This window comes from Sphingopyxis sp., assembly GCF_965279725.1.
GTDB lineage: Bacteria > Pseudomonadota > Alphaproteobacteria > Sphingomonadales > Sphingomonadaceae > Sphingopyxis.
Genome location: NZ_CBDIIL010000003.1, coordinates 1,035,353 through 1,052,144, shown reverse-complemented (window position 1 = coordinate 1,052,144; position 16,792 = coordinate 1,035,353). Strand labels below are relative to the sequence as shown.

Genomic DNA, 16,792 nt, shown 5'->3' with positions numbered 1-16,792 from the left:
TTTAACCGTCCCGAACAAAACAGGGGACGCAGGATGACGAAGCCGATTTATCTTTTGCCGCTCGCGCTGGCCGCTTCGCTGCTCGCGGTGCCACTGGCTGCGCAGGCGCCCGCGCGCGCGGTCATTCATGCGGGACATCTGCTCGCCGAACCCGGCAAGCCGGTGCGCGGCGCGTCGACAATCGTCGTCGAAAATGGCCGAATCGTTGCGGTCACCGAAGGTTATCAACCGGCAGAGCCCGGCGCGACCGTCATCGATCTCAAGGACAAATATGTCCTCCCCGGCCTGATCGACAGCCACGTCCATTTGACCAGCGACGCCGGCGGGCTCGCCGGGCAGCTTGAAGAGATCACGCTCAGTCCCGCCGCGCAGGCGTTCAATGCCGAAGTCAACGGCATGAAGACGCTGCGCGCGGGCTTCACGACAGTCCGCAATCTTGGCGACGGTGACGGGGCAACGCTGGCGCTGCGCGACGCGATCGCCGCGGGCAAGGTGCGGGGACCGCGCATCGTCGATGCCGGCAACGCGATTTCGGGCAGCGCCGGGCATATGGACGGTTCGCTCGGCTATCGTGACGAGCTGCGGCCCTTCTTTGCGGGCGCGGGCAACACCTGCAACGGCGCCGACGATTGCCGCCGCGCGGTGCGGCTGCAGGTCGGACGCGGCGCCGACGTGATCAAATTCGCCTCGACCGGCGGCGTTAACAGCCGCATCGGCGCTGGCCTCGGCAAGCAGATGTTCGACGATGAGGCGCAGGCGATCGTCGATACCGCGCATCTGTTTGGCAAAAAGGTCGCGGTCCACGCGCACGGCGCCGACGGCATTCGCCTTGCGCTTGTCGCCGGTGCCGATTCGATCGAGCATGGCACGATCCTTGACGACGCGACGATCGACCTGTGGGCTAAATCGAAAACCTATTATGTCCCGACGCTGGCGACGGTGAATGGTTATAGGGAACGGCTCGCCGCCAATCCCGACGCTTATGCGCCCGATGTGCTGGCAAAGATCCAATGGCGCATTTCGATCACCGGCAAAAGTCTCGAACAGCTTGTCCCGCGCGGCGTGCGCATCGCCTTTGGCACCGATGCCGGCGTGTCGAAACACGGACGCAACGGCGATGAATTCGAATTGATGGTCCAGCACGGCATGACCCCGGTCGCCGCGCTGCGCGCGGCAACGGTGAACGCCGCCGATCTGCTCGGCCTGTCGGATCAGATCGGCACGATTGCGCCGGGTAAGAGTGCCGACATCATCGCGGTGGCCAGCGACCCGATCGCCGATGTGCGGGTGCTGAAGAGCGTCGATTTCGTGATGGCGCGCGGGCTGGTGGTCGAATGATCACAGCGCGCTCCGCAGCGCCAGCCAGCGATCGCGCTTCGCCGTAAAGCCGATCGTATGCGCGGCGCTGCTCGACGGCAGGTCGATGATTGCGATTCCGTGCAGCGACGGCAGCTGGCGCCGTCCGATCGCAGCAGACTTGCCACCGTTGAAGGCAATCATCCGCAGATCGGGCAGCCCGGCGATCAGAGCTGTGAGGTCGTGCGCTTCGACTTCGCGGATCAGCGAGTCGCTGCTCGTTTGCCGCTCGGCGCTGCGGATCACATCCCACAGCCCGATTTTCGCCTGATGCAGTGCGGCAAGCCTGTCTGCATAGGGCAGTGCCGCAAGTGGCAGGTCGACGACCTCACCGACCAGTCGCCAAAATTGATTCGTCGGATGCGCATAATATTGCCGCTCGGCCAGCGACCGCGCGCCGGGCAGGCTGCCGAGGATCAGCAACCGGGTATCGGGCGCGACATGGGGGGCAAAGCTGGCATGGCGAATGGCGGGCATCGGCGCGCGATAGCCTGGCGCGGCTGGCGCAACAATCTTGCTGGCCCCTTGACCCCTGCCCTTGACCATTGGAGGAATCGCAGCTAGGGGCCGCGTCGATCGAAAGCGGCACTTAACCGCCGCATTCGGTTACAACAGCGCTGAACATTGCTGGCGCGGATGGAGCCTCCGGATGATCAATTGCGATTGGCCGGGGTCTTTTGCTGTTACAAGGTTGCCCGTTTTTCGCGGTTTCGCGAAGGTTCGGACCGATGCTTCATCCACCGCGGTACAGTAACCGTTCGCTTTGATGGGCGAACATTTTAAGGTGAAGCATTCATGCCCACGATCAACCAGCTGGTCCGCAAGGGCCGGACTCCCCAAAAGGTGAAGTCCAAGGTCCCGGCGATGGACGCAAACCCGCAAAAGCGTGGCGTTTGCACCCGTGTCTATACGACGACCCCGAAAAAGCCGAACTCGGCACTCCGCAAGGTTGCGAAGGTCCGCCTGACCAACCAGCGCGAAGTCATCACCTACATCCCCGGCGAAGGCCACAACCTCCAGGAACACAGCGTTGTGCTGATCCGCGGCGGTCGTGTCCGCGATCTTCCCGGTGTGCGTTACCACGTCCTGCGCGGCGTGCTCGATACGCAGGGTGTGAAGGACCGCAAGCAGAGCCGTTCGAAGTACGGCGCGAAGCGTCCGAAGTAAGGACCGCTTTTTCGGCTATTTGATCATCCCAGAGCGCCTTGCGCCGGGATGCTGTTGTAAAGGAATACCCTATGGCTCGTCGTCGTCGTCCTGAACGCCGCGAAATCCTGCCCGATCCCCGTTTCGGTGATACGGTGCTGTCGAAATTCATGAACAGCGTCATGCTGGACGGGAAAAAGTCGGTCGCCGAAAACATCGTTTACGGTGCGCTCGAATCGGTCGAAGCCCGTGCGAAGAAGGAACCGCTTGGCGTGTTCCACGAAGCGCTGGCGAACATCCGTCCCAACCTCGAAGTGCGCAGCCGCCGCGTCGGTGGTGCGACCTATCAGGTTCCGGTCGAGGTCCGTCCCGACCGCGCCATGGCGCTCGCGATCCGCTGGCTCATCACCGCGGCGCGCAATCGCAGCGAAACGACGATGGCCGCGCGCCTGTCGGGTGAGTTGCTTGACGCCTCGAACAACCGCGGCAACGCGGTGAAGAAGCGCGAAGACACGCACCGTATGGCCGAAGCCAACCGCGCGTTCAGCCACTACCGCTGGTAATATCGGCGGGGACCGGGCTCGGCTGGCGACAGCGACAGGGCCGGGGACTCGCACCGGTAACAATTCTTCCTATATTGGGGGAGGCCGTCAAAGCCTCCCCCCAAACTCAAGGAACCTCTCATGGCACGCAGCCATCCGCTCAGCATGTATCGCAACATCGGTATCATGGCGCACATCGACGCCGGCAAGACCACGACGACCGAGCGTATCCTCTACTACACCGGCAAGTCCTACAAGATCGGCGAAGTCCATGACGGCGCCGCGACGATGGACTGGATGGAGCAGGAGCAGGAGCGCGGGATCACGATCACGTCGGCTGCCACCACCTGTTTCTGGAACGATCACCGGATCAACATCATCGACACCCCCGGGCACGTCGACTTCACCATCGAAGTCGAACGCTCGCTGCGCGTGCTCGATGGCGCGGTTGCCTGCTTCGACGGCGTTGCCGGCGTCGAGCCGCAGTCGGAAACCGTGTGGCGTCAGGCCGACCGTTACGGCGTGCCGCGCATGTGCTTCATCAACAAGCTCGACCGCACCGGGGCGAATTTCGAATATTGCGTCCAGTCGATCATCGATCGCCTGGGTGCGCGTCCGGCCGTGCTCTACATCCCGATCGGGATCGAAGCCGACTTGAAGGGCCTCGTCGACCTCGTCCACAACCGCGCCATCGTCTGGAAGGACGAAGCGCTGGGCGCCGAATTCTTCTATGAAGACATTCCGGCCGACCTCGCCGACAAGGCCGCCGAATATCGCACCAACCTCATCGAAATGGCCGTCGAGCAAGACGATGATGTCATGGAAGCCTATCTGGGCGGCGACGAACCCGACATCGACACGCTGAAGCGCCTGATCCGCAAGGGTACGCTCAACCAGTCGTTCGTCCCGGTCTGCTGTGGTTCGGCATTCAAGAACAAGGGCGTTCAGCCTTTGCTCGATGCCGTCGTCGATTATATGCCGAGCCCGCTCGACATTCCCGACGTTCAGGGGCTGAAGCTCGATGGCGAGACGCCCGATTCGCGTCCGCCCGAGGATGATGCGCCGCTGTCGCTGCTGGCGTTCAAGATCATGAACGATCCGTTCGTCGGCACCCTCACCTTTGCCCGCATCTATTCGGGCACCCTGACCAAGGGCACCTATCTGAACTCGGTCAAGGACAAGAAGGAAAAGGTCGGCCGTATGCTGTTGATGCATGCGAACAGCCGCGAAGACGTCGATGAAGCCTTTGCCGGCGACATCATCGCGCTGGCGGGCCTCAAGGAAACCACGACCGGAGACACGCTCTGCGCCACGAACGCGCCGATCATTCTTGAACGCATGGTCTTTCCCGATCCCGTCATCGAGCTGTCGGTGGAACCGAAGACCAAGGCCGACCAGGAACGGATGGGCATCGCGCTCAACCGTCTGGCCGCTGAGGATCCCTCGTTCCGCGTCTCGACCGACCATGAATCGGGTCAGACGATCATCAAGGGCATGGGCGAGCTTCACCTCGACATCCTGGTTGATCGCATGCGCCGCGAATTCAAGGTCGAAGCCAATGTCGGTGCGCCGCAGGTGGCCTACCGCGAATCGCTCGCGAAGTCGGTCGACGTCGATTACACTCACAAGAAGCAGTCGGGTGGCTCGGGCCAGTTCGGCCGCGTCAAGGTGACGGTTGTTCCCGGCGAACGTGGTTCGGGCATCGTTTTCAGCGACGAGATCAAGGGCGGTAACATCCCGCGCGAATATATCCCGTCGGTGGAAAAGGGCATGCGCGAGTCGGCCGAAAACGGTCACATGATCGGCTTCCCGATCATCGATTTCGAAATCAAGCTGACCGACGGCGCGTATCACGACGTCGACTCCTCGGCGCTGGCGTTCGAAATCGCGGGCCGTGCGGCGATGCGCGAAGTGGCCGCGAAAGCCGGCATCAAGCTGCTCGAGCCGGTGATGAAAGTCGAAGTGACGACGCCCGAGGATTTCATGGGCGACGTGATCGGCGATCTCAACAGCCGCCGCGGGCAGATTCAGGGCACCGACAGCCGGGGCAACGCCCAGGTCGTCGAGGCGATGGTGCCGCTTGCGAATATGTTCGGCTATGTGAACCAGCTGCGCAGCTTCAGCCAGGGACGCGCCAACTATTCGATGCAATTCTCGCATTATGAAGAAGTGCCGACGAATGTCGCCGAAGAGGTGAAAGCCAAAATGGCGTAAGCTTTTGCGGGGTGGACGGCTTTTGGGCCGCTTTCACCCCGCAGGGCTTGCCCTCTTCTGCAAAGCCGACTAAGGGCGGCGCCTGTTTCAACAGGCGGTTCCGCCGAGTGAACAATTTCTGAGCATTTAGACACGCCAGACGAAGGACAAGGGTAAAATCATGGCCAAGGCAAAATTCGAGCGGAACAAGCCGCATTGCAACATCGGCACCATCGGTCACGTTGACCATGGCAAGACCTCGCTGACCGCAGCGATCACCAAGGTGCTCGCCGAAACGACCGGCGGCACCGCCGTCGACTTCGCGAACATCGACAAGGCTCCCGAAGAGCGCGAGCGCGGCATCACCATTTCGACCGCACACGTCGAATATGAAACCGGCGCGCGCCACTATGCGCACGTCGATTGCCCGGGCCACGCCGATTATGTGAAGAACATGATCACCGGTGCCGCCCAGATGGACGGCGCGATCCTGGTGGTGTCGGCTGCTGACGGCCCGATGCCGCAGACCAAAGAGCACATCCTGCTCGCCAAGCAGGTCGGCGTGCCGACCATGGTCGTCTTCCTCAACAAGGTCGACCAGCTGGACGATCCTGAGCTGCTCGAACTCGTCGAGATGGAAATCCGCGAAGAACTTTCGAAGCGTGGCTTTGACGGCGACAATATTCCGATCGTCACCGGTTCGGCACTTGCCGCTCTGGAAAGCCGCGACGACAACATCGGCAAGGATGCGATCCTGAAGCTGATGGAAGCCGTCGACGCGTGGATCCCGCAGCCCGACCGTCCGCTCGACAAGCCCTTCCTGATGCCGATCGAAGACGTGTTCTCGATCTCGGGTCGCGGTACCGTCGTCACCGGCCGTATCGAAACCGGCATCGTCAAGGTCGGTGAAGAAGTCGAAATCGTCGGCATCAAGGACACCAAGAAGACCGTCGTGACCGGCGTCGAAATGTTCCGCAAGCTGCTCGACCAGGGCCAGGCTGGCGATAACGTCGGTGCGCTGATTCGCGGCGTCGGCCGTGAAGAAGTCGAGCGCGGCCAGGTTCTCTGCAAGCCGGGCTCGATCAAGCCGCACACCGAGTTCACCTCGGAAGTGTATGTCCTGTCGAAGGACGAAGGCGGCCGTCACACGCCGTTCTTTGCCAACTATCGTCCGCAGTTCTACTTCCGCACCACGGACGTCACCGGTGAGGTCATTCTCCCCGAGGGTACCGAGATGGTCATGCCGGGCGACAACGTCCAGCTGGCGGTCAAGCTGATTGCTCCGATCGCCATGGACCCGGGTCTGCGCTTCGCAATTCGCGAAGGTGGCCGCACGGTCGGCGCAGGGGTTGTCGCGACGATCACAAAGTAATATAGGGCCGCGAGCCGCCTGATTCGGAAGCGATTCGGGCGGCTCGCAGCTTTAAGAATTTTGATGGCCGGGCCGGCTTCCACTAGGGGGCCGGAACAGGCCATTTCGGCTCTTTCGCATCGTCAGACGGGATTCGACTGGAATAGTCATGGAAACGCAGAATATTCGCATTCGCCTCAAGGCCTTTGATCACCGCGTGCTCGATCAGGCCACCACCGACATCGCCGACACGGCACGTCGTACGGGCGCGCTTATTCGCGGCCCGATCCCGCTGCCGACGCGCATTGAAAAATTCACCGTGAACCGCGGCCCGCACATCGACAAAAAGTCGCGCGAGCAGTTCGAGGTGCGTACCCACAAGCGGCTGCTCGACATCGTGCAGCCCACCCCGCAGACGGTCGATGCGCTGATGAAGCTTGATCTCGCCGCGGGCGTGAACGTAGAAATTAAGCTGGCGTAAGTCAGTGACGCCCCGGTGAAAACCAGGGTCTCTATCGGCAGGAACTTCGGTTCCTGCATTGTCCGGAGCGATCCGGACCGACGATAGGGTGGATACCGCCGGACCGCTTCTTTGGAAGCAACAGGGTCCGGGCTGCGTCCCCCGTCTCGCCGCCCTCCCTCGCAGGAAGGCGGCACCTCAGCCCGGACGGGGCGATGCATCGAAATTTTGGGCTGGGAGGGTTCTCATCGGGGTTCGCCTTGATGAGGTCCCACACGCCGTGCGGAATGGTCCGCCCGGCCTCTGTTGAGGAGTATGATCATGCGGACTGGCGTGATCGCGAAGAAAATGGGGATGACCCGCCTGTTTCAGGACGACGGCCGCCATGTGCCCGTCACCGTCCTGAGCCTCGAAGGCTGTCAGGTTATCTCTGTGCGCGAACAAGAACGCGACGGCTATGTCGCCGTCCAACTCGGTGCCGGATCGGCCAAGGCGAAAAATGTTGCGAAGCCGCAGCGTGGCGCTTTCGGCAAGGCCGAAGTCGAGCCCAAGGCAAAGGTCGTCGAATTCCGCGTCGCTGACGACGCAACGCTCGACGTCGGCGCCTTTCTGTCGGCCGACCATTTCGTCGCTGGCCAGATCGTCGATATCCAGGGCGTGACCCAGGGTAAGGGCTTTGCCGGTGCGATGAAGCGTTGGGGTTTCGGCGGTATGCGCGCAACCCACGGCGTTTCGATCAGCCACCGTGCGCATGGTTCGACCGGTAACCGCCAGGACCCGGGCCGCGTCTTCAAGAACAAGAAGATGGCCGGCCATATGGGCGCCCGCAATCGCACCCAGCAAAATCTCGAAATCGTCCGCACAGACGTCGAGCGCGGCCTTCTCTTCGTCAAGGGCTCGGTCCCTGGCTCGAAGGGCGGCTGGCTGATGGTCCGCGATGCCGTCAAGCTGCCGCGCCACCCCGAGGCCCCCTATCCGGCGGCATCAAGAGCGCGGCGAACGCCAATCACGAAGCCCCGGCTGATGCGCCTGTGGACACCCCGGTCGAAGACACCGTGGTCGACACTGCCACCACCGACGGCGCACAGGAGTCCTGATCATGAAGGTCAAGGTTCACACCATTGACGGCAAGGCCGGCGCAGACATCGATCTCAATGACGATGTATTCGGCGTCGATCCCCGGGCCGACATCCTCCACCGCGTTGTCAGCTGGCAGCTCGAAAAGCGCCGTGGTCCGGCTCGCGCCGCCCGCGAACGCAGCGATGTGTCGCGTACCGGCAAGAAGTTCGGCAATCAGAAGGGCGGCGGTACCGCTCGTCACGGCGATCGCGCAGCCCCGATCTTCATCGGCGGCGGCAAGGCGCATGGTCCCCGGGCCCGCACCTTCGGCCACTCGCTGAACAAGAAGATCCGCACGCTCGGCCTGAAGATGGCGCTGAGCGACAAGGCGAAGGGCGGCAAGATCCTCGTCCTCGACACGCTCGAGCTCAAGGATGCCAAGACCAAGGCGCTCGCCGGCCAGCTCGGCAAGCTCGAACTCGGCAATCGCGCACTCTTCATCGATGGTGATGCGGTGCACGAAAGCTTCGCCATGGCGTCGGCCAACCTCATCGGCATCGACGCGATGCCGGCGATGGGTGCCAACGTTTATGACATTTTGCGCGCCGATACGCTGGTCCTGACCCGCGCCGGCCTCGAAAAGCTGGAGGCACGCTTCAATGGCTAAGGCAAAAACAGTCGACGCGCGTCACTATGACGTGATCCTGGCTCCAGTGATCACCGAAAAGTCGACGATGCTGAGCGAATTTAACGCGGTGGTGTTCAAGGTTGCAGGCGATGCAACCAAGCCCGCCATCAAGGCTGCCGTCGAAGCGCTGTTCGATGTCAAGGTGATCGGCGTCAACACGCTCATCACCAAAGGCAAGACCAAGCGCTGGAAGGGCAAGCCCTACACCCGCAGCGACGTGAAGAAGGCGATTGTTCGTCTGGCCGAAGGCCAGTCGATCGACGTCACCACCGGCGTCTGATTGTAGGGAAAGGCAGAGAAAATGGCACTTAAATCCTATAATCCGACCAGCCCCGCGCAACGCGGCCTGATCCTGATTGATCGGTCCTCGCTGTGGAAGGGCAAGCCCGTCAAGGCGCTGACCGAAGGCAAGAGCAAGACTGGCGGCCGCAACAACAAGGGTCACGTCACCTCGCGCGGCATCGGCGGCGGACATAAGCAGCGCTATCGCATCGTCGATTTCAAGCGCCGCCTGTGGGACGTCGAAGGCACGGTCGAGCGGCTGGAATATGATCCCAATCGCACCGCTTTCATCGCCCTCGTCAACTATGGCAAGGACGATGCCGGCAAGGATCGCGTCGCTTACATCCTGGCGCCGCAGCGTCTGGCAGTTGGCGACAAGGTCATCGCGGGCAAAAAGACCGACGTGAAGCCGGGCAATGCGATGGAATTGTCGCAGATGCCGGTTGGCACGATCGTCCACAACATCGAAATGAAGCCGGGCAAGGGTGGCCAGATCGCCCGTTCGGCTGGCACCTATGCCCAAGTCGTCGGTCGTGACCGCGGTCTCGTCATCGTGCGTCTCGGTTCGGGCGAACAACGTTATATCCGCGGCGATTGCATGGGGACTGTTGGTGCGGTGTCGAACCCCGACAACGGCAACCAGACCCTCGCCAAGGCCGGTCGCAACCGCTGGGCGGGCAAGCGCCCGCTGACCCGCGGTGTGGCCAAGAACCCGGTCGATCACCCGCACGGCGGTGGTGAAGGCCGGACCTCGGGCGGTCGCCATCCGGTGACCCCGTGGGGCAAGCCGACCAAGGGTGCTCGCACCCGTTCGAACAAGTCGACCGACAAGATGATCATCCGGTCGCGTCACGCGAAGAAGAAGAGGTAAGCCATGGCTCGCTCGGTCTGGAAGGGTCCTTTTGTGGACCTCCATCTGCTCAAGAAAGCCGAAACGGCCCAGGAAGGCAGCAGCAGTGCGCCTATCAAAACCTGGTCGCGCCGGTCCACCATCCTGCCGCAGTTCGTGGGGCTGACCTTCAACGTCTACAACGGCCGCAAGTTCGTGCCGGTGTCGGTCAATGAAGACATGGTCGGCATGAAGCTGGGTGAATTTGCGCCGACGCGCTTCTTCCCCGGTCACGCTGCCGACAAGAAGGGCAAACGCTAATGGGCAAGGAAAAGTCCCCCCGCCGCGTTGCGGATAACGAGGCGCTCTCGGTCGGCACGCAGATTCGCGGTTCGGCGCAGAAGCTGAACCTCGTTGCCGCGCTGATCCGCGGCCGCAAGGTCGAAGACGCGCTGAACATCCTCACCTTCTCGAAGAAGGCGATGGCGGTCGACGTGCGCAAGGTTCTCGCAAGCGCGATCGCCAACGCGGAAAACAATCACAACCTCGATGTTGATGCCCTGGTCATCCAGGAAGCCAGCGTCGGCAAGTCGATCTCGATGAAGCGCTGGCACGCACGTGGCCGCGGCAAGTCGACCCGGATCGTCAAGCCGTTCAGCCGCATCCGCATCGTCGTCCGCGAACAGGAAGAAGAGGCGTAACATGGGCCAGAAGAGCAATCCGATCGGCCTGCGCCTGCAGGTCAACCGTACCTGGGACAGCCGCTGGTTCGCCGAAGGCCAGGACTATGGCCGCATGCTGGTCGAGGATCTGAAGATCCGTCAGTATGTGTTCAAGACCCTGCCGCAAGCCGCGATCTCGAAGGTCGTGATCGAGCGTCCCGCCAAGCTGTGCCGCGTGTCGATCTATGCTGCCCGTCCGGGTGTCATCATCGGCAAGAAGGGCGCCGACATCGAAAAGCTGCGCAAGAAGCTCGGCGAATTGACGAACAGCGACGTGTCGCTGAACATCGTCGAAATCCGCAAGCCCGAAGTCGACGCCAAGCTCGTCGGTCAGGGCATTGCCGACCAGCTCGAACGCCGTGTCGCTTTCCGCCGTGCCATGAAGCGCGCGGTTCAGTCGGCGATGCGTCTGGGCGCCGAAGGCATCCGCATCAACTGCGCCGGCCGTCTCGGCGGCGCGGAAATCGCGCGTACCGAATGGTATCGCGAGGGCCGGGTGCCGTTGCACACGCTGCGCGCCAATGTCGACTATGCCGAATCGACTGCACACACCGCTTATGGCGTGTGCGGGATCAAGGTGTGGATCTTCAAGGGCGAGATTCTCGGCCACGACCCGATGGCGACCGACCGTCTGATGCTCGATGCACAGACGACGGGCGTTCGTCCGGCTCGTGAAGATCGCCGCTAAGGACAACTGACATGTTGCAACCGAAGAAAACCAAGTTTCGCAAGGCCTTCAAGGGCCGCATCCATGGCAATGCCAAGGGCGGCACCAGCCTGAACTTCGGCTCCTACGGGCTGAAGGCGATGGAACCCGAGCGGATCACCGCACGCCAGATCGAAGCGGCTCGCCGTGCGATCAGCCGCGCGATCAAGCGCCAGGGCCGTTTGTGGATCCGCATCTTCCCCGACGTCCCCGTGTCGTCGAAGCCCGCGGAAGTCCGCATGGGTAAGGGTAAGGGCGCTCCCGAATATTGGGCCGCGCGCGTCAAGCCGGGCCGCATCCTGTTCGAACTCGACGGCGTTCCCGGCCCCGTGGCCGCGCTGGCATTCGAACGTGCGGCAATGAAGCTGCCGATCAAGACCAAGGTGATTGCCCGTCTCGGCGACACCTCGCATCTGGAGGGTTAAGGGCCATGTCCAAGACCGAAGATTTCAAGGCCAAGACCGACGATCAGCTGTCGGAACAGCTTGGCGAACTAAAGCGCGAGGCCTTCAACCTCCGCTTCCAGGCGGCCACCGGCCAGCTTGAAAAAGCATCACGCGTCAAGGAAGTGCGGCGTTCGATCGCCCGCATCAAGACGCAGCAGACCGAGCGCACGCGCTCGGCCGCGAAGTAAGGAGACTATCGATGCCGAAGCGCATTCTGACCGGTACGGTGGTGTCCGACAAGGGCGACAAGACCGTCGTGGTGAAAGTCGAGCGGAAGGTTAAGCACCCTCTGTACGGCAAGATCATCCGGCGTTCGAAAAAATACCACGCCCATGATGAGGACAATGTCATCAAGGCTGGTGAAACCGTCCGCATCGAGGAAACGAAGCCGATTTCGAAGCTGAAGACCTGGAAGGTGCTCGACAAGGTCGACACCCACAGCAAGCCGGCTTCGACTGCCCCCGCCGCGGCCGAAGGCTGACACAAGTTCACGGAACCGCCGGGGTTTCCCGGTAGGCCAAAATAGAAGGAAATGCATCGATGATCCAGATGCAGTCACAATTGGAAGTCGCTGACAACAGCGGTGCCAAGCGCGTCCAGTGCATTAAGGTGCTGGGCGGGTCGAAGCGTCGCGTTGCCGGCGTCGGCGACGTGATCGTCGTGTCGATCAAGGAAGCCCAGCCGCGCGGCAAGGTGAAGAAGGGCGACGTGCATCGTGCCGTCATCGTTCGCACCCGCAAGGATGTGCGCCGCGCCGATGGCTCGGTGATCCGTTTCGACACCAACGCCGCCGTGCTCGTCAACAAGAACGAAGAGCCCATCGGCACCCGTATCTTTGGCCCCGTCGTCCGCGAGCTGCGCGGCCGTGGCTATATGAAGATCATCAGCCTGGCACCGGAGGTTCTCTGACCATGGGTATGGCCAAGATAAAAAAGGGCGACACGGTTGTCATCCTGTCCGGCAAGGACAAGGGCAAGACCGGCGAAGTGACGCAAAGCCTGCCGAAAGACGGCAAGCTGGTCGTCGCGGGCGTCAACATCATCACGCGGCACCGCAAGCCGAGCCAGACCAACCCGCAGGGTGGCCTGGAACGCAAGGAAGCGCCGCTGTACGCGAGCAAGGTCGCGATTGCCGATCCCAAGACCGGCAAGCCGACCCGCGTGCGTTTCGAAACCAAGGACGGCAAAAAGGTGCGTGTCGCCGTGAAGTCCGGGGAGACCATCAGTGGCTGATAATTACACCCCCCGCATGCGGACTCGCTATGACGAGGTGATCGTCAAGGCGATGACCGAGAAATTCGGGTACAAAAATGCGATGGAAGTACCGAAGATCGAAAAGATCGTGCTCAACATGGGCGTCGGTGAAGCCACGCAGGACAAGAAGAAGGTCGAATCGGCTGCTGCAGAAATGGAGCTGATCGCCGGCCAGAAGCCTGTCGTGACCAAAGCGAAGAAGTCGATCGCCCAGTTCAAGCTGCGCGAAGGCATGCCGATCGGTTGCAAGGTGACCTTGCGCCGCGAACGGATGTACGAATTCCTCGACCGCCTGATCACCATCGCCATGCCGCGCATCCGCGATTTTCGCGGCGTGTCGGCGACGAGCTTCGACGGTCGTGGCAATTATGCCATGGGCCTGAAAGAGCAGATCATCTTCCCCGAAATCAACTATGACCGCATCGACCAGGTGCGCGGCATGGATGTGATCGTGACCACCACGGCGCGCACGGATGACGAAGCCCGCGAACTGCTCAAGCTGTTCGGCTTCCCCTTCCCGATCGAAGCCGAAGAAAAGGCAGCCGCTTGATCCTTCGGGATCAGGCTGGCTCTCTCTCAAAAGGAAAGAGAACTTAAGTCATGGCGAAACTGAGTTCGACGAACAAGAACGAGCGTCGCAAGCAGCTGGTAAAGAAATATGCCGGCCGTTACGCGAAGCTGAAGGCGATTGCAGCGGACACCTCCCTCGACGATGGCGAGCGTCTGATCGCGCGCCTCAAGATGGCGGAAATCCCGCGCAATGGTAACCCGACCCGTATCCGTAACCGGTGCGAGCTGACGGGGCGCCCGCGCGCTTATTATCGCAAATTCCGGCTGTGCCGTATTCAGCTCCGCGATCTGGCCAACAAGGGCCTGATCCCCGGTGTTGTTAAGTCGAGCTGGTAAGGGACAGACAAGATGGCAATGACCGATCCTTTGGGTGACATGCTCACCCGCATCCGCAACGGCCAGACGGCGAAGAAGGACAGCGTCCTGACGCCGGCTTCGACCCTGCGTGTCCGCGTTCTCGATGTTCTCCAGCGCGAAGGCTATATCCGCGGCTACAGCGAAGAAGCGCTGGGTGCCAAGGGCCAGCACAAGGGCATCCGCATCGAACTGAAATATTTCGAAGGGCAGCCGGCGATCCGCCATGTGGCGCGCGTTTCGAAGCCGGGCCGCCGCATCTATTCGGGTTCGAAAGAACTGCCGATCGTGCGCAACGGCCTGGGCATCACTATCGTGTCGACCCCGCGCGGTGTCCTGTCGGACGCCGAGGCTCGCGAGCATAATGTCGGCGGCGAAGTGCTGGCGGAGGTGTTCTGATGTCGCGCATTGGTAAAAAAGCAGTCGAAATCCCCAGCGGCGTCACCGCCGCGATCGATGGCGGTCAGCTGTCGGTCAAGGGTCCGAAAGGCACGCTCGCGCTCACGCTTTCCGACAACATCAAATATGAAGTCGGCGACGGCAGCATTTCGGTGCAGCCGGCGAACAACACCCGCGAAGCGCGCGCCTTTTGGGGCATGCAGCGGACGCTGGTGCAGAACCTGATCACGGGTGTGACAGAGGGCTTCACCAAGGTGCTCGAAATCACCGGTGTCGGCTATCGCGCCAACTCGCAGGGCAAAAATCTGAAGCTGCAGCTCGGCTACAGCCACGATGTCGATTTCGCGGTGCCGGACGGCATCGAGATCAAGACGCCCGACAACACGACGATCGAGATCAGCGGCATCGACAAGCAGCAGGTCGGTCAGGTTGCAGCCGAAATCCGCCGCTGGCGCAAGCCGGAGCCCTATAAGGGCAAGGGCATCAAATATCGCGGCGAGTACATCTTCCGCAAAGAAGGCAAGAAGAAGTAAGCCATGGCACATCTTACCCAATTCGAAAAACGCCGTCAGCGCGTTCGTACTGCCCTCCGCAAGCGGGCCGGTGGGCGCGCGCGCCTGTCGGTGCACCGTTCGGGCCGGCATATCTATGCCCAGCTTATCGATGATGCCGCCGGCCAGACGCTGGCTGCGGCTTCGACGCTGGACAAGGATGTGCGCGGCAAGACCGGCGCGACCACGGCGGCGGCTGCCGACGTTGGCAAGCGCCTCGCCGCTGCCGCCAAAAAGGCGGGCGTGACGCAGGTCGTGTTCGACCGCGGCGGTTTCCTGTTCCACGGGCGCATCAAAGCGCTGGCCGACGCGGCTCGCGAAGGCGGATTGGAGTTCTAATCATGGCAGACGAAGTACAGAACGCCGAAGGCGCTCCCGAAGCGGCTCCCACCACGACCCCCACTGATGGCCAGGCTCCGCGCCGCGGCCGTGGCAGCGGCGCTGGCGGACCCGGTGGCAATCGTGGCGGCCGTGATGGCGGTGGCCGTGGTCGCCGCGACGATCGTCGTCCGCGCGACGATGACGGCGGCGAAGAGCTGATCGAAAAGCTGGTCCACATCAACCGCGTGTCGAAAACCGTCAAGGGCGGCAAGCGCTTCGGTTTCGCCGCGCTCGTTGTTGTCGGCGACGGCAAGGGCCGTGCAGGCTTTGGTCATGGCAAGGCGCGCGAAGTGCCGGAAGCCATTTCGAAGGCGACCGCTGCCGCGAAAAAGTCGATGATCCGCGTTCCGCTGCGCGACGGCCGCACCCTGCACCATGATGGCCTCGGCCATTTCGGCGCCGGCCTGGTGACCGTCCGCTCGGCACCGGCAGGTACCGGCATCATCGCCGGTGGCCCGATGCGCGCCGTGTTCGAAAGCTTGGGCGTCGCCGATGTGGTGACCAAGTCGAACGGCACGTCGAACCCCTATAACATGATCCGCGCGACCTTTGAGGCGCTCGGCGAACAGACCAGCCCCAAGTCGGTCGCGCAGCGTCGCGGCAAGAAGGTGTCGGATCTGATCAAGCGCGGCGGTGCATCCGACCGGGCAGCCGAAGCCGAAGCCGCGGCGGTGACGGAGTAAGATCATGGCTGACAAGACAATCAAGATCCGCCAGATCGGCTCGCCGATCCGTCGTCCCAAGAGCCAGCGTGCTATCCTGACCGGCCTCGGCCTGGGCAAGATGCACCGTGAGGTCGAGCTGGTCGACACCCCCGAAGTGCGTGGCATGATCCGCAAGCTGCCGCACATGGTGGAAGTCATCGAGGGTTAAACCCTTCTGGACCGATCCAATCCTATCCGCGCGACAAAAGCGAAAGCGAGTGCAAAATGACGATCAAACTGAACGAACTTCGTGACAACAATGGTGCCCGCAAGGGCCGGATGCGCGTCGGACGCGGCATCGGTTCGGGCAAGGGCAAGACCGCCGGCCGCGGCCAAAAGGGCCAGAAGGCCCGCAGCGGCGTCGCGATCAACGGCTTCGAAGGCGGCCAGATGCCGCTTCACATGCGCATCCCGAAGCGCGGTTTTAACAACATCTTTGGCAAGGACTTCGCGATCGTCAATCTGGGCATGATCCAGAAGCTGGTCGATGCGAAGAAGCTCGATGCCAAGGCGGTGATCGACCATGCCGCGCTCAAGGCGGTTGGCCTGGCGCGCGGCGGCAAGGACGGCGTCCGCCTCCTCGCCAAGGGTGAACTCACCGCCAAGCTGAACTTTGCCGTTGCCGGTGCGTCGAAGGGCGCCATCGAAGCGGTCGAAAAGGCCGGCGGCAAGGTCGAACTGCCCGAACCCAAGCCCGAAGGCGACGGCAAGAAAGCCAAGCGCCGGGCAGAAGCGGCCAAGAAGGACTAAGGCATCTGGGGGCGGGTCGGCACACGTCGATCCGCCCCCGACGCATCTGA

General features: G+C 62.3%; 26 protein-coding genes and 1 pseudogene. 26 read left to right on the top strand and 1 reads right to left on the bottom strand.

What is annotated here, in order from left to right:
- Positions 1 to 33: 33 nt before the first annotated feature.
- Entirely contained in the window at positions 34 to 1,338 is a 1,305-nt protein-coding gene (locus ACQY6T_RS13980; RefSeq protein WP_428631636.1) for an amidohydrolase family protein, read from the top strand.
- On the opposite strand, the gene ACQY6T_RS13975 is transcribed toward ACQY6T_RS13980, so the two are convergent.
- Positions 1,339 to 1,833 (bottom strand): DNA-deoxyinosine glycosylase, encoded by a 495-nt coding sequence (locus tag ACQY6T_RS13975; protein ID WP_428631635.1) that lies wholly within the window; start codon positions 1,831 to 1,833, stop codon positions 1,339 to 1,341.
- A 318-nt stretch (positions 1,834 to 2,151) separates the two neighbouring features.
- Between ACQY6T_RS13975 and rpsL the strand changes: the two genes are divergently transcribed.
- The 25 genes and pseudogenes from rpsL (at position 2,152) to rplO (ending at position 16,742) form a co-directional block, all read left to right on the top strand.
- Entirely contained in the window at positions 2,152 to 2,523 is a 372-nt protein-coding gene (rpsL, locus tag ACQY6T_RS13970; protein WP_037515637.1) for a 30S ribosomal protein S12, read from the top strand.
- 71 nt (positions 2,524 to 2,594) lie between these two features.
- The gene (rpsG, locus tag ACQY6T_RS13965; RefSeq protein WP_428631632.1) at positions 2,595 to 3,065 is read left to right on the top strand and encodes a 30S ribosomal protein S7; all 471 of its coding nucleotides are present in this window, start codon (positions 2,595 to 2,597) and stop codon (positions 3,063 to 3,065) included.
- A gap of 120 nt (positions 3,066 to 3,185) precedes the next feature.
- The gene (gene fusA, locus ACQY6T_RS13960) at positions 3,186 to 5,258 is read left to right on the top strand and encodes an elongation factor G (protein WP_428631630.1); all 2,073 of its coding nucleotides are present in this window, start codon (positions 3,186 to 3,188) and stop codon (positions 5,256 to 5,258) included.
- Positions 5,259 to 5,418: 160 nt separating this feature from the next.
- On the top strand, positions 5,419 to 6,609 hold the full coding sequence (tuf, locus tag ACQY6T_RS13955) for an elongation factor Tu (RefSeq protein WP_428631628.1): 1,191 nt from the start codon (positions 5,419 to 5,421) through the stop codon (positions 6,607 to 6,609).
- Between the two features lie 148 nt (positions 6,610 to 6,757).
- Positions 6,758 to 7,069, top strand: coding sequence for a 30S ribosomal protein S10 (gene rpsJ, locus ACQY6T_RS13950; RefSeq protein ID WP_011543089.1), 312 nt, complete (start codon positions 6,758 to 6,760; stop codon positions 7,067 to 7,069).
- 300 nt (positions 7,070 to 7,369) lie between these two features.
- Positions 7,370 to 8,145: pseudogene (gene rplC, locus ACQY6T_RS13945) on the top strand (50S ribosomal protein L3).
- Positions 8,146 to 8,147: 2 nt separating this feature from the next.
- Entirely contained in the window at positions 8,148 to 8,774 is a 627-nt protein-coding gene (rplD, locus tag ACQY6T_RS13940; RefSeq protein ID WP_428631625.1) for a 50S ribosomal protein L4, read from the top strand.
- The gene (locus tag ACQY6T_RS13935; protein WP_088439842.1) at positions 8,767 to 9,075 is read left to right on the top strand and encodes a 50S ribosomal protein L23; all 309 of its coding nucleotides are present in this window, start codon (positions 8,767 to 8,769) and stop codon (positions 9,073 to 9,075) included. The genes rplD and ACQY6T_RS13935 overlap by 8 nt, the downstream gene beginning before the upstream one ends.
- Positions 9,076 to 9,096: 21 nt before the next feature.
- The gene (gene rplB / locus ACQY6T_RS13930) at positions 9,097 to 9,948 is read left to right on the top strand and encodes a 50S ribosomal protein L2 (protein ID WP_428631623.1); all 852 of its coding nucleotides are present in this window, start codon (positions 9,097 to 9,099) and stop codon (positions 9,946 to 9,948) included.
- Positions 9,949 to 9,951: 3 nt separating this feature from the next.
- Positions 9,952 to 10,227, top strand: coding sequence for a 30S ribosomal protein S19 (rpsS, locus tag ACQY6T_RS13925; protein ID WP_166945010.1), 276 nt, complete (start codon positions 9,952 to 9,954; stop codon positions 10,225 to 10,227).
- Entirely contained in the window at positions 10,227 to 10,607 is a 381-nt protein-coding gene (gene rplV / locus ACQY6T_RS13920; RefSeq protein ID WP_428631620.1) for a 50S ribosomal protein L22, read from the top strand. The genes rpsS and rplV overlap by 1 nt, the downstream gene beginning before the upstream one ends.
- A 1-nt stretch (position 10,608) precedes the next feature.
- On the top strand, positions 10,609 to 11,316 hold the full coding sequence (gene rpsC, locus ACQY6T_RS13915) for a 30S ribosomal protein S3 (protein ID WP_167920395.1): 708 nt from the start codon (positions 10,609 to 10,611) through the stop codon (positions 11,314 to 11,316).
- 11 nt (positions 11,317 to 11,327) lie between these two features.
- On the top strand, positions 11,328 to 11,759 hold the full coding sequence (rplP, locus tag ACQY6T_RS13910) for a 50S ribosomal protein L16 (protein ID WP_137751517.1): 432 nt from the start codon (positions 11,328 to 11,330) through the stop codon (positions 11,757 to 11,759).
- A gap of 5 nt (positions 11,760 to 11,764) precedes the next feature.
- A complete protein-coding gene (gene rpmC / locus ACQY6T_RS13905) occupies positions 11,765 to 11,968 on the top strand; it encodes a 50S ribosomal protein L29 (protein WP_088439832.1) in 204 nt (67 codons plus the stop codon).
- Between the two features lie 11 nt (positions 11,969 to 11,979).
- The gene (gene rpsQ, locus ACQY6T_RS13900) at positions 11,980 to 12,261 is read left to right on the top strand and encodes a 30S ribosomal protein S17 (RefSeq protein WP_428631617.1); all 282 of its coding nucleotides are present in this window, start codon (positions 11,980 to 11,982) and stop codon (positions 12,259 to 12,261) included.
- Positions 12,262 to 12,320: 59 nt separating this feature from the next.
- Complete coding sequence (gene rplN / locus ACQY6T_RS13895; protein ID WP_088439828.1) at positions 12,321 to 12,689, top strand: 50S ribosomal protein L14; 369 nt, start codon at positions 12,321 to 12,323, stop codon at positions 12,687 to 12,689.
- Positions 12,690 to 12,691: 2 nt separating this feature from the next.
- On the top strand, positions 12,692 to 13,012 hold the full coding sequence (rplX, locus tag ACQY6T_RS13890; protein ID WP_428631615.1) for a 50S ribosomal protein L24: 321 nt from the start codon (positions 12,692 to 12,694) through the stop codon (positions 13,010 to 13,012).
- On the top strand, positions 13,005 to 13,583 hold the full coding sequence (rplE, locus tag ACQY6T_RS13885) for a 50S ribosomal protein L5 (protein ID WP_428631613.1): 579 nt from the start codon (positions 13,005 to 13,007) through the stop codon (positions 13,581 to 13,583). The genes rplX and rplE overlap by 8 nt, the downstream gene beginning before the upstream one ends.
- A gap of 50 nt (positions 13,584 to 13,633) precedes the next feature.
- Positions 13,634 to 13,939 carry a 30S ribosomal protein S14 gene (gene rpsN / locus ACQY6T_RS13880; RefSeq protein WP_058818030.1) on the top strand — a complete coding sequence of 102 codons (306 nt, stop codon included), beginning with the start codon at positions 13,634 to 13,636 and terminating at the stop codon, positions 13,937 to 13,939.
- 12 nt (positions 13,940 to 13,951) lie between these two features.
- Positions 13,952 to 14,356: a 30S ribosomal protein S8 gene (rpsH, locus tag ACQY6T_RS13875; RefSeq protein WP_167920387.1), complete on the top strand. Its 405-nt coding sequence runs from the start codon at positions 13,952 to 13,954 to the stop codon at positions 14,354 to 14,356.
- On the top strand, positions 14,356 to 14,889 hold the full coding sequence (gene rplF, locus ACQY6T_RS13870) for a 50S ribosomal protein L6 (protein WP_428631610.1): 534 nt from the start codon (positions 14,356 to 14,358) through the stop codon (positions 14,887 to 14,889). The genes rpsH and rplF overlap by 1 nt, the downstream gene beginning before the upstream one ends.
- 3 nt (positions 14,890 to 14,892) lie before the next feature.
- Positions 14,893 to 15,246, top strand: a complete 354-nt coding sequence (rplR, locus tag ACQY6T_RS13865) for a 50S ribosomal protein L18 (RefSeq protein WP_088439820.1) — start codon at positions 14,893 to 14,895, stop codon at positions 15,244 to 15,246.
- Between the two features lie 2 nt (positions 15,247 to 15,248).
- On the top strand, positions 15,249 to 15,971 hold the full coding sequence (gene rpsE, locus ACQY6T_RS13860) for a 30S ribosomal protein S5 (RefSeq protein WP_428631606.1): 723 nt from the start codon (positions 15,249 to 15,251) through the stop codon (positions 15,969 to 15,971).
- Between the two features lie 4 nt (positions 15,972 to 15,975).
- The gene (gene rpmD, locus ACQY6T_RS13855) at positions 15,976 to 16,161 is read left to right on the top strand and encodes a 50S ribosomal protein L30 (protein WP_428631603.1); all 186 of its coding nucleotides are present in this window, start codon (positions 15,976 to 15,978) and stop codon (positions 16,159 to 16,161) included.
- Positions 16,162 to 16,217: 56 nt separating this feature from the next.
- Complete coding sequence (rplO, locus tag ACQY6T_RS13850; RefSeq protein ID WP_428631600.1) at positions 16,218 to 16,742, top strand: 50S ribosomal protein L15; 525 nt, start codon at positions 16,218 to 16,220, stop codon at positions 16,740 to 16,742.
- The last annotated feature ends 50 nt before the right edge of the window (positions 16,743 to 16,792 follow it).

Bases quoted from the DNA above. Each gene is read 5' to 3' on its own strand.
- ACQY6T_RS13980 (WP_428631636.1), top strand. From the start codon at position 34: ATGACGAAGCCGATTTATCTTTTGCCGCTCGCGCTGGCCGCTTCGCTG.
- ACQY6T_RS13975 (WP_428631635.1), bottom strand. From the start codon at position 1,833: ATGCCCGCCATTCGCCATGCCAGCTTTGCCCCCCATGTCGCGCCCGAT.
- rpsL (WP_037515637.1), top strand. From the start codon at position 2,152: ATGCCCACGATCAACCAGCTGGTCCGCAAGGGCCGGACTCCCCAAAAG.
- rpsG (WP_428631632.1), top strand. From the start codon at position 2,595: ATGGCTCGTCGTCGTCGTCCTGAACGCCGCGAAATCCTGCCCGATCCC.
- fusA (WP_428631630.1), top strand. From the start codon at position 3,186: ATGGCACGCAGCCATCCGCTCAGCATGTATCGCAACATCGGTATCATG.
- tuf (WP_428631628.1), top strand. From the start codon at position 5,419: ATGGCCAAGGCAAAATTCGAGCGGAACAAGCCGCATTGCAACATCGGC.
- rpsJ (WP_011543089.1), top strand. From the start codon at position 6,758: ATGGAAACGCAGAATATTCGCATTCGCCTCAAGGCCTTTGATCACCGC.
- rplD (WP_428631625.1), top strand. From the start codon at position 8,148: ATGAAGGTCAAGGTTCACACCATTGACGGCAAGGCCGGCGCAGACATC.
- ACQY6T_RS13935 (WP_088439842.1), top strand. From the start codon at position 8,767: ATGGCTAAGGCAAAAACAGTCGACGCGCGTCACTATGACGTGATCCTG.
- rplB (WP_428631623.1), top strand. From the start codon at position 9,097: ATGGCACTTAAATCCTATAATCCGACCAGCCCCGCGCAACGCGGCCTG.
- rpsS (WP_166945010.1), top strand. From the start codon at position 9,952: ATGGCTCGCTCGGTCTGGAAGGGTCCTTTTGTGGACCTCCATCTGCTC.
- rplV (WP_428631620.1), top strand. From the start codon at position 10,227: ATGGGCAAGGAAAAGTCCCCCCGCCGCGTTGCGGATAACGAGGCGCTC.
- rpsC (WP_167920395.1), top strand. From the start codon at position 10,609: ATGGGCCAGAAGAGCAATCCGATCGGCCTGCGCCTGCAGGTCAACCGT.
- rplP (WP_137751517.1), top strand. From the start codon at position 11,328: ATGTTGCAACCGAAGAAAACCAAGTTTCGCAAGGCCTTCAAGGGCCGC.
- rpmC (WP_088439832.1), top strand. From the start codon at position 11,765: ATGTCCAAGACCGAAGATTTCAAGGCCAAGACCGACGATCAGCTGTCG.
- rpsQ (WP_428631617.1), top strand. From the start codon at position 11,980: ATGCCGAAGCGCATTCTGACCGGTACGGTGGTGTCCGACAAGGGCGAC.
- rplN (WP_088439828.1), top strand. From the start codon at position 12,321: ATGATCCAGATGCAGTCACAATTGGAAGTCGCTGACAACAGCGGTGCC.
- rplX (WP_428631615.1), top strand. From the start codon at position 12,692: ATGGGTATGGCCAAGATAAAAAAGGGCGACACGGTTGTCATCCTGTCC.
- rpsN (WP_058818030.1), top strand. From the start codon at position 13,634: ATGGCGAAACTGAGTTCGACGAACAAGAACGAGCGTCGCAAGCAGCTG.
- rpsH (WP_167920387.1), top strand. From the start codon at position 13,952: ATGGCAATGACCGATCCTTTGGGTGACATGCTCACCCGCATCCGCAAC.
- rplF (WP_428631610.1), top strand. From the start codon at position 14,356: ATGTCGCGCATTGGTAAAAAAGCAGTCGAAATCCCCAGCGGCGTCACC.
- rplR (WP_088439820.1), top strand. From the start codon at position 14,893: ATGGCACATCTTACCCAATTCGAAAAACGCCGTCAGCGCGTTCGTACT.
- rpsE (WP_428631606.1), top strand. From the start codon at position 15,249: ATGGCAGACGAAGTACAGAACGCCGAAGGCGCTCCCGAAGCGGCTCCC.
- rpmD (WP_428631603.1), top strand. From the start codon at position 15,976: ATGGCTGACAAGACAATCAAGATCCGCCAGATCGGCTCGCCGATCCGT.
- rplO (WP_428631600.1), top strand. From the start codon at position 16,218: ATGACGATCAAACTGAACGAACTTCGTGACAACAATGGTGCCCGCAAG.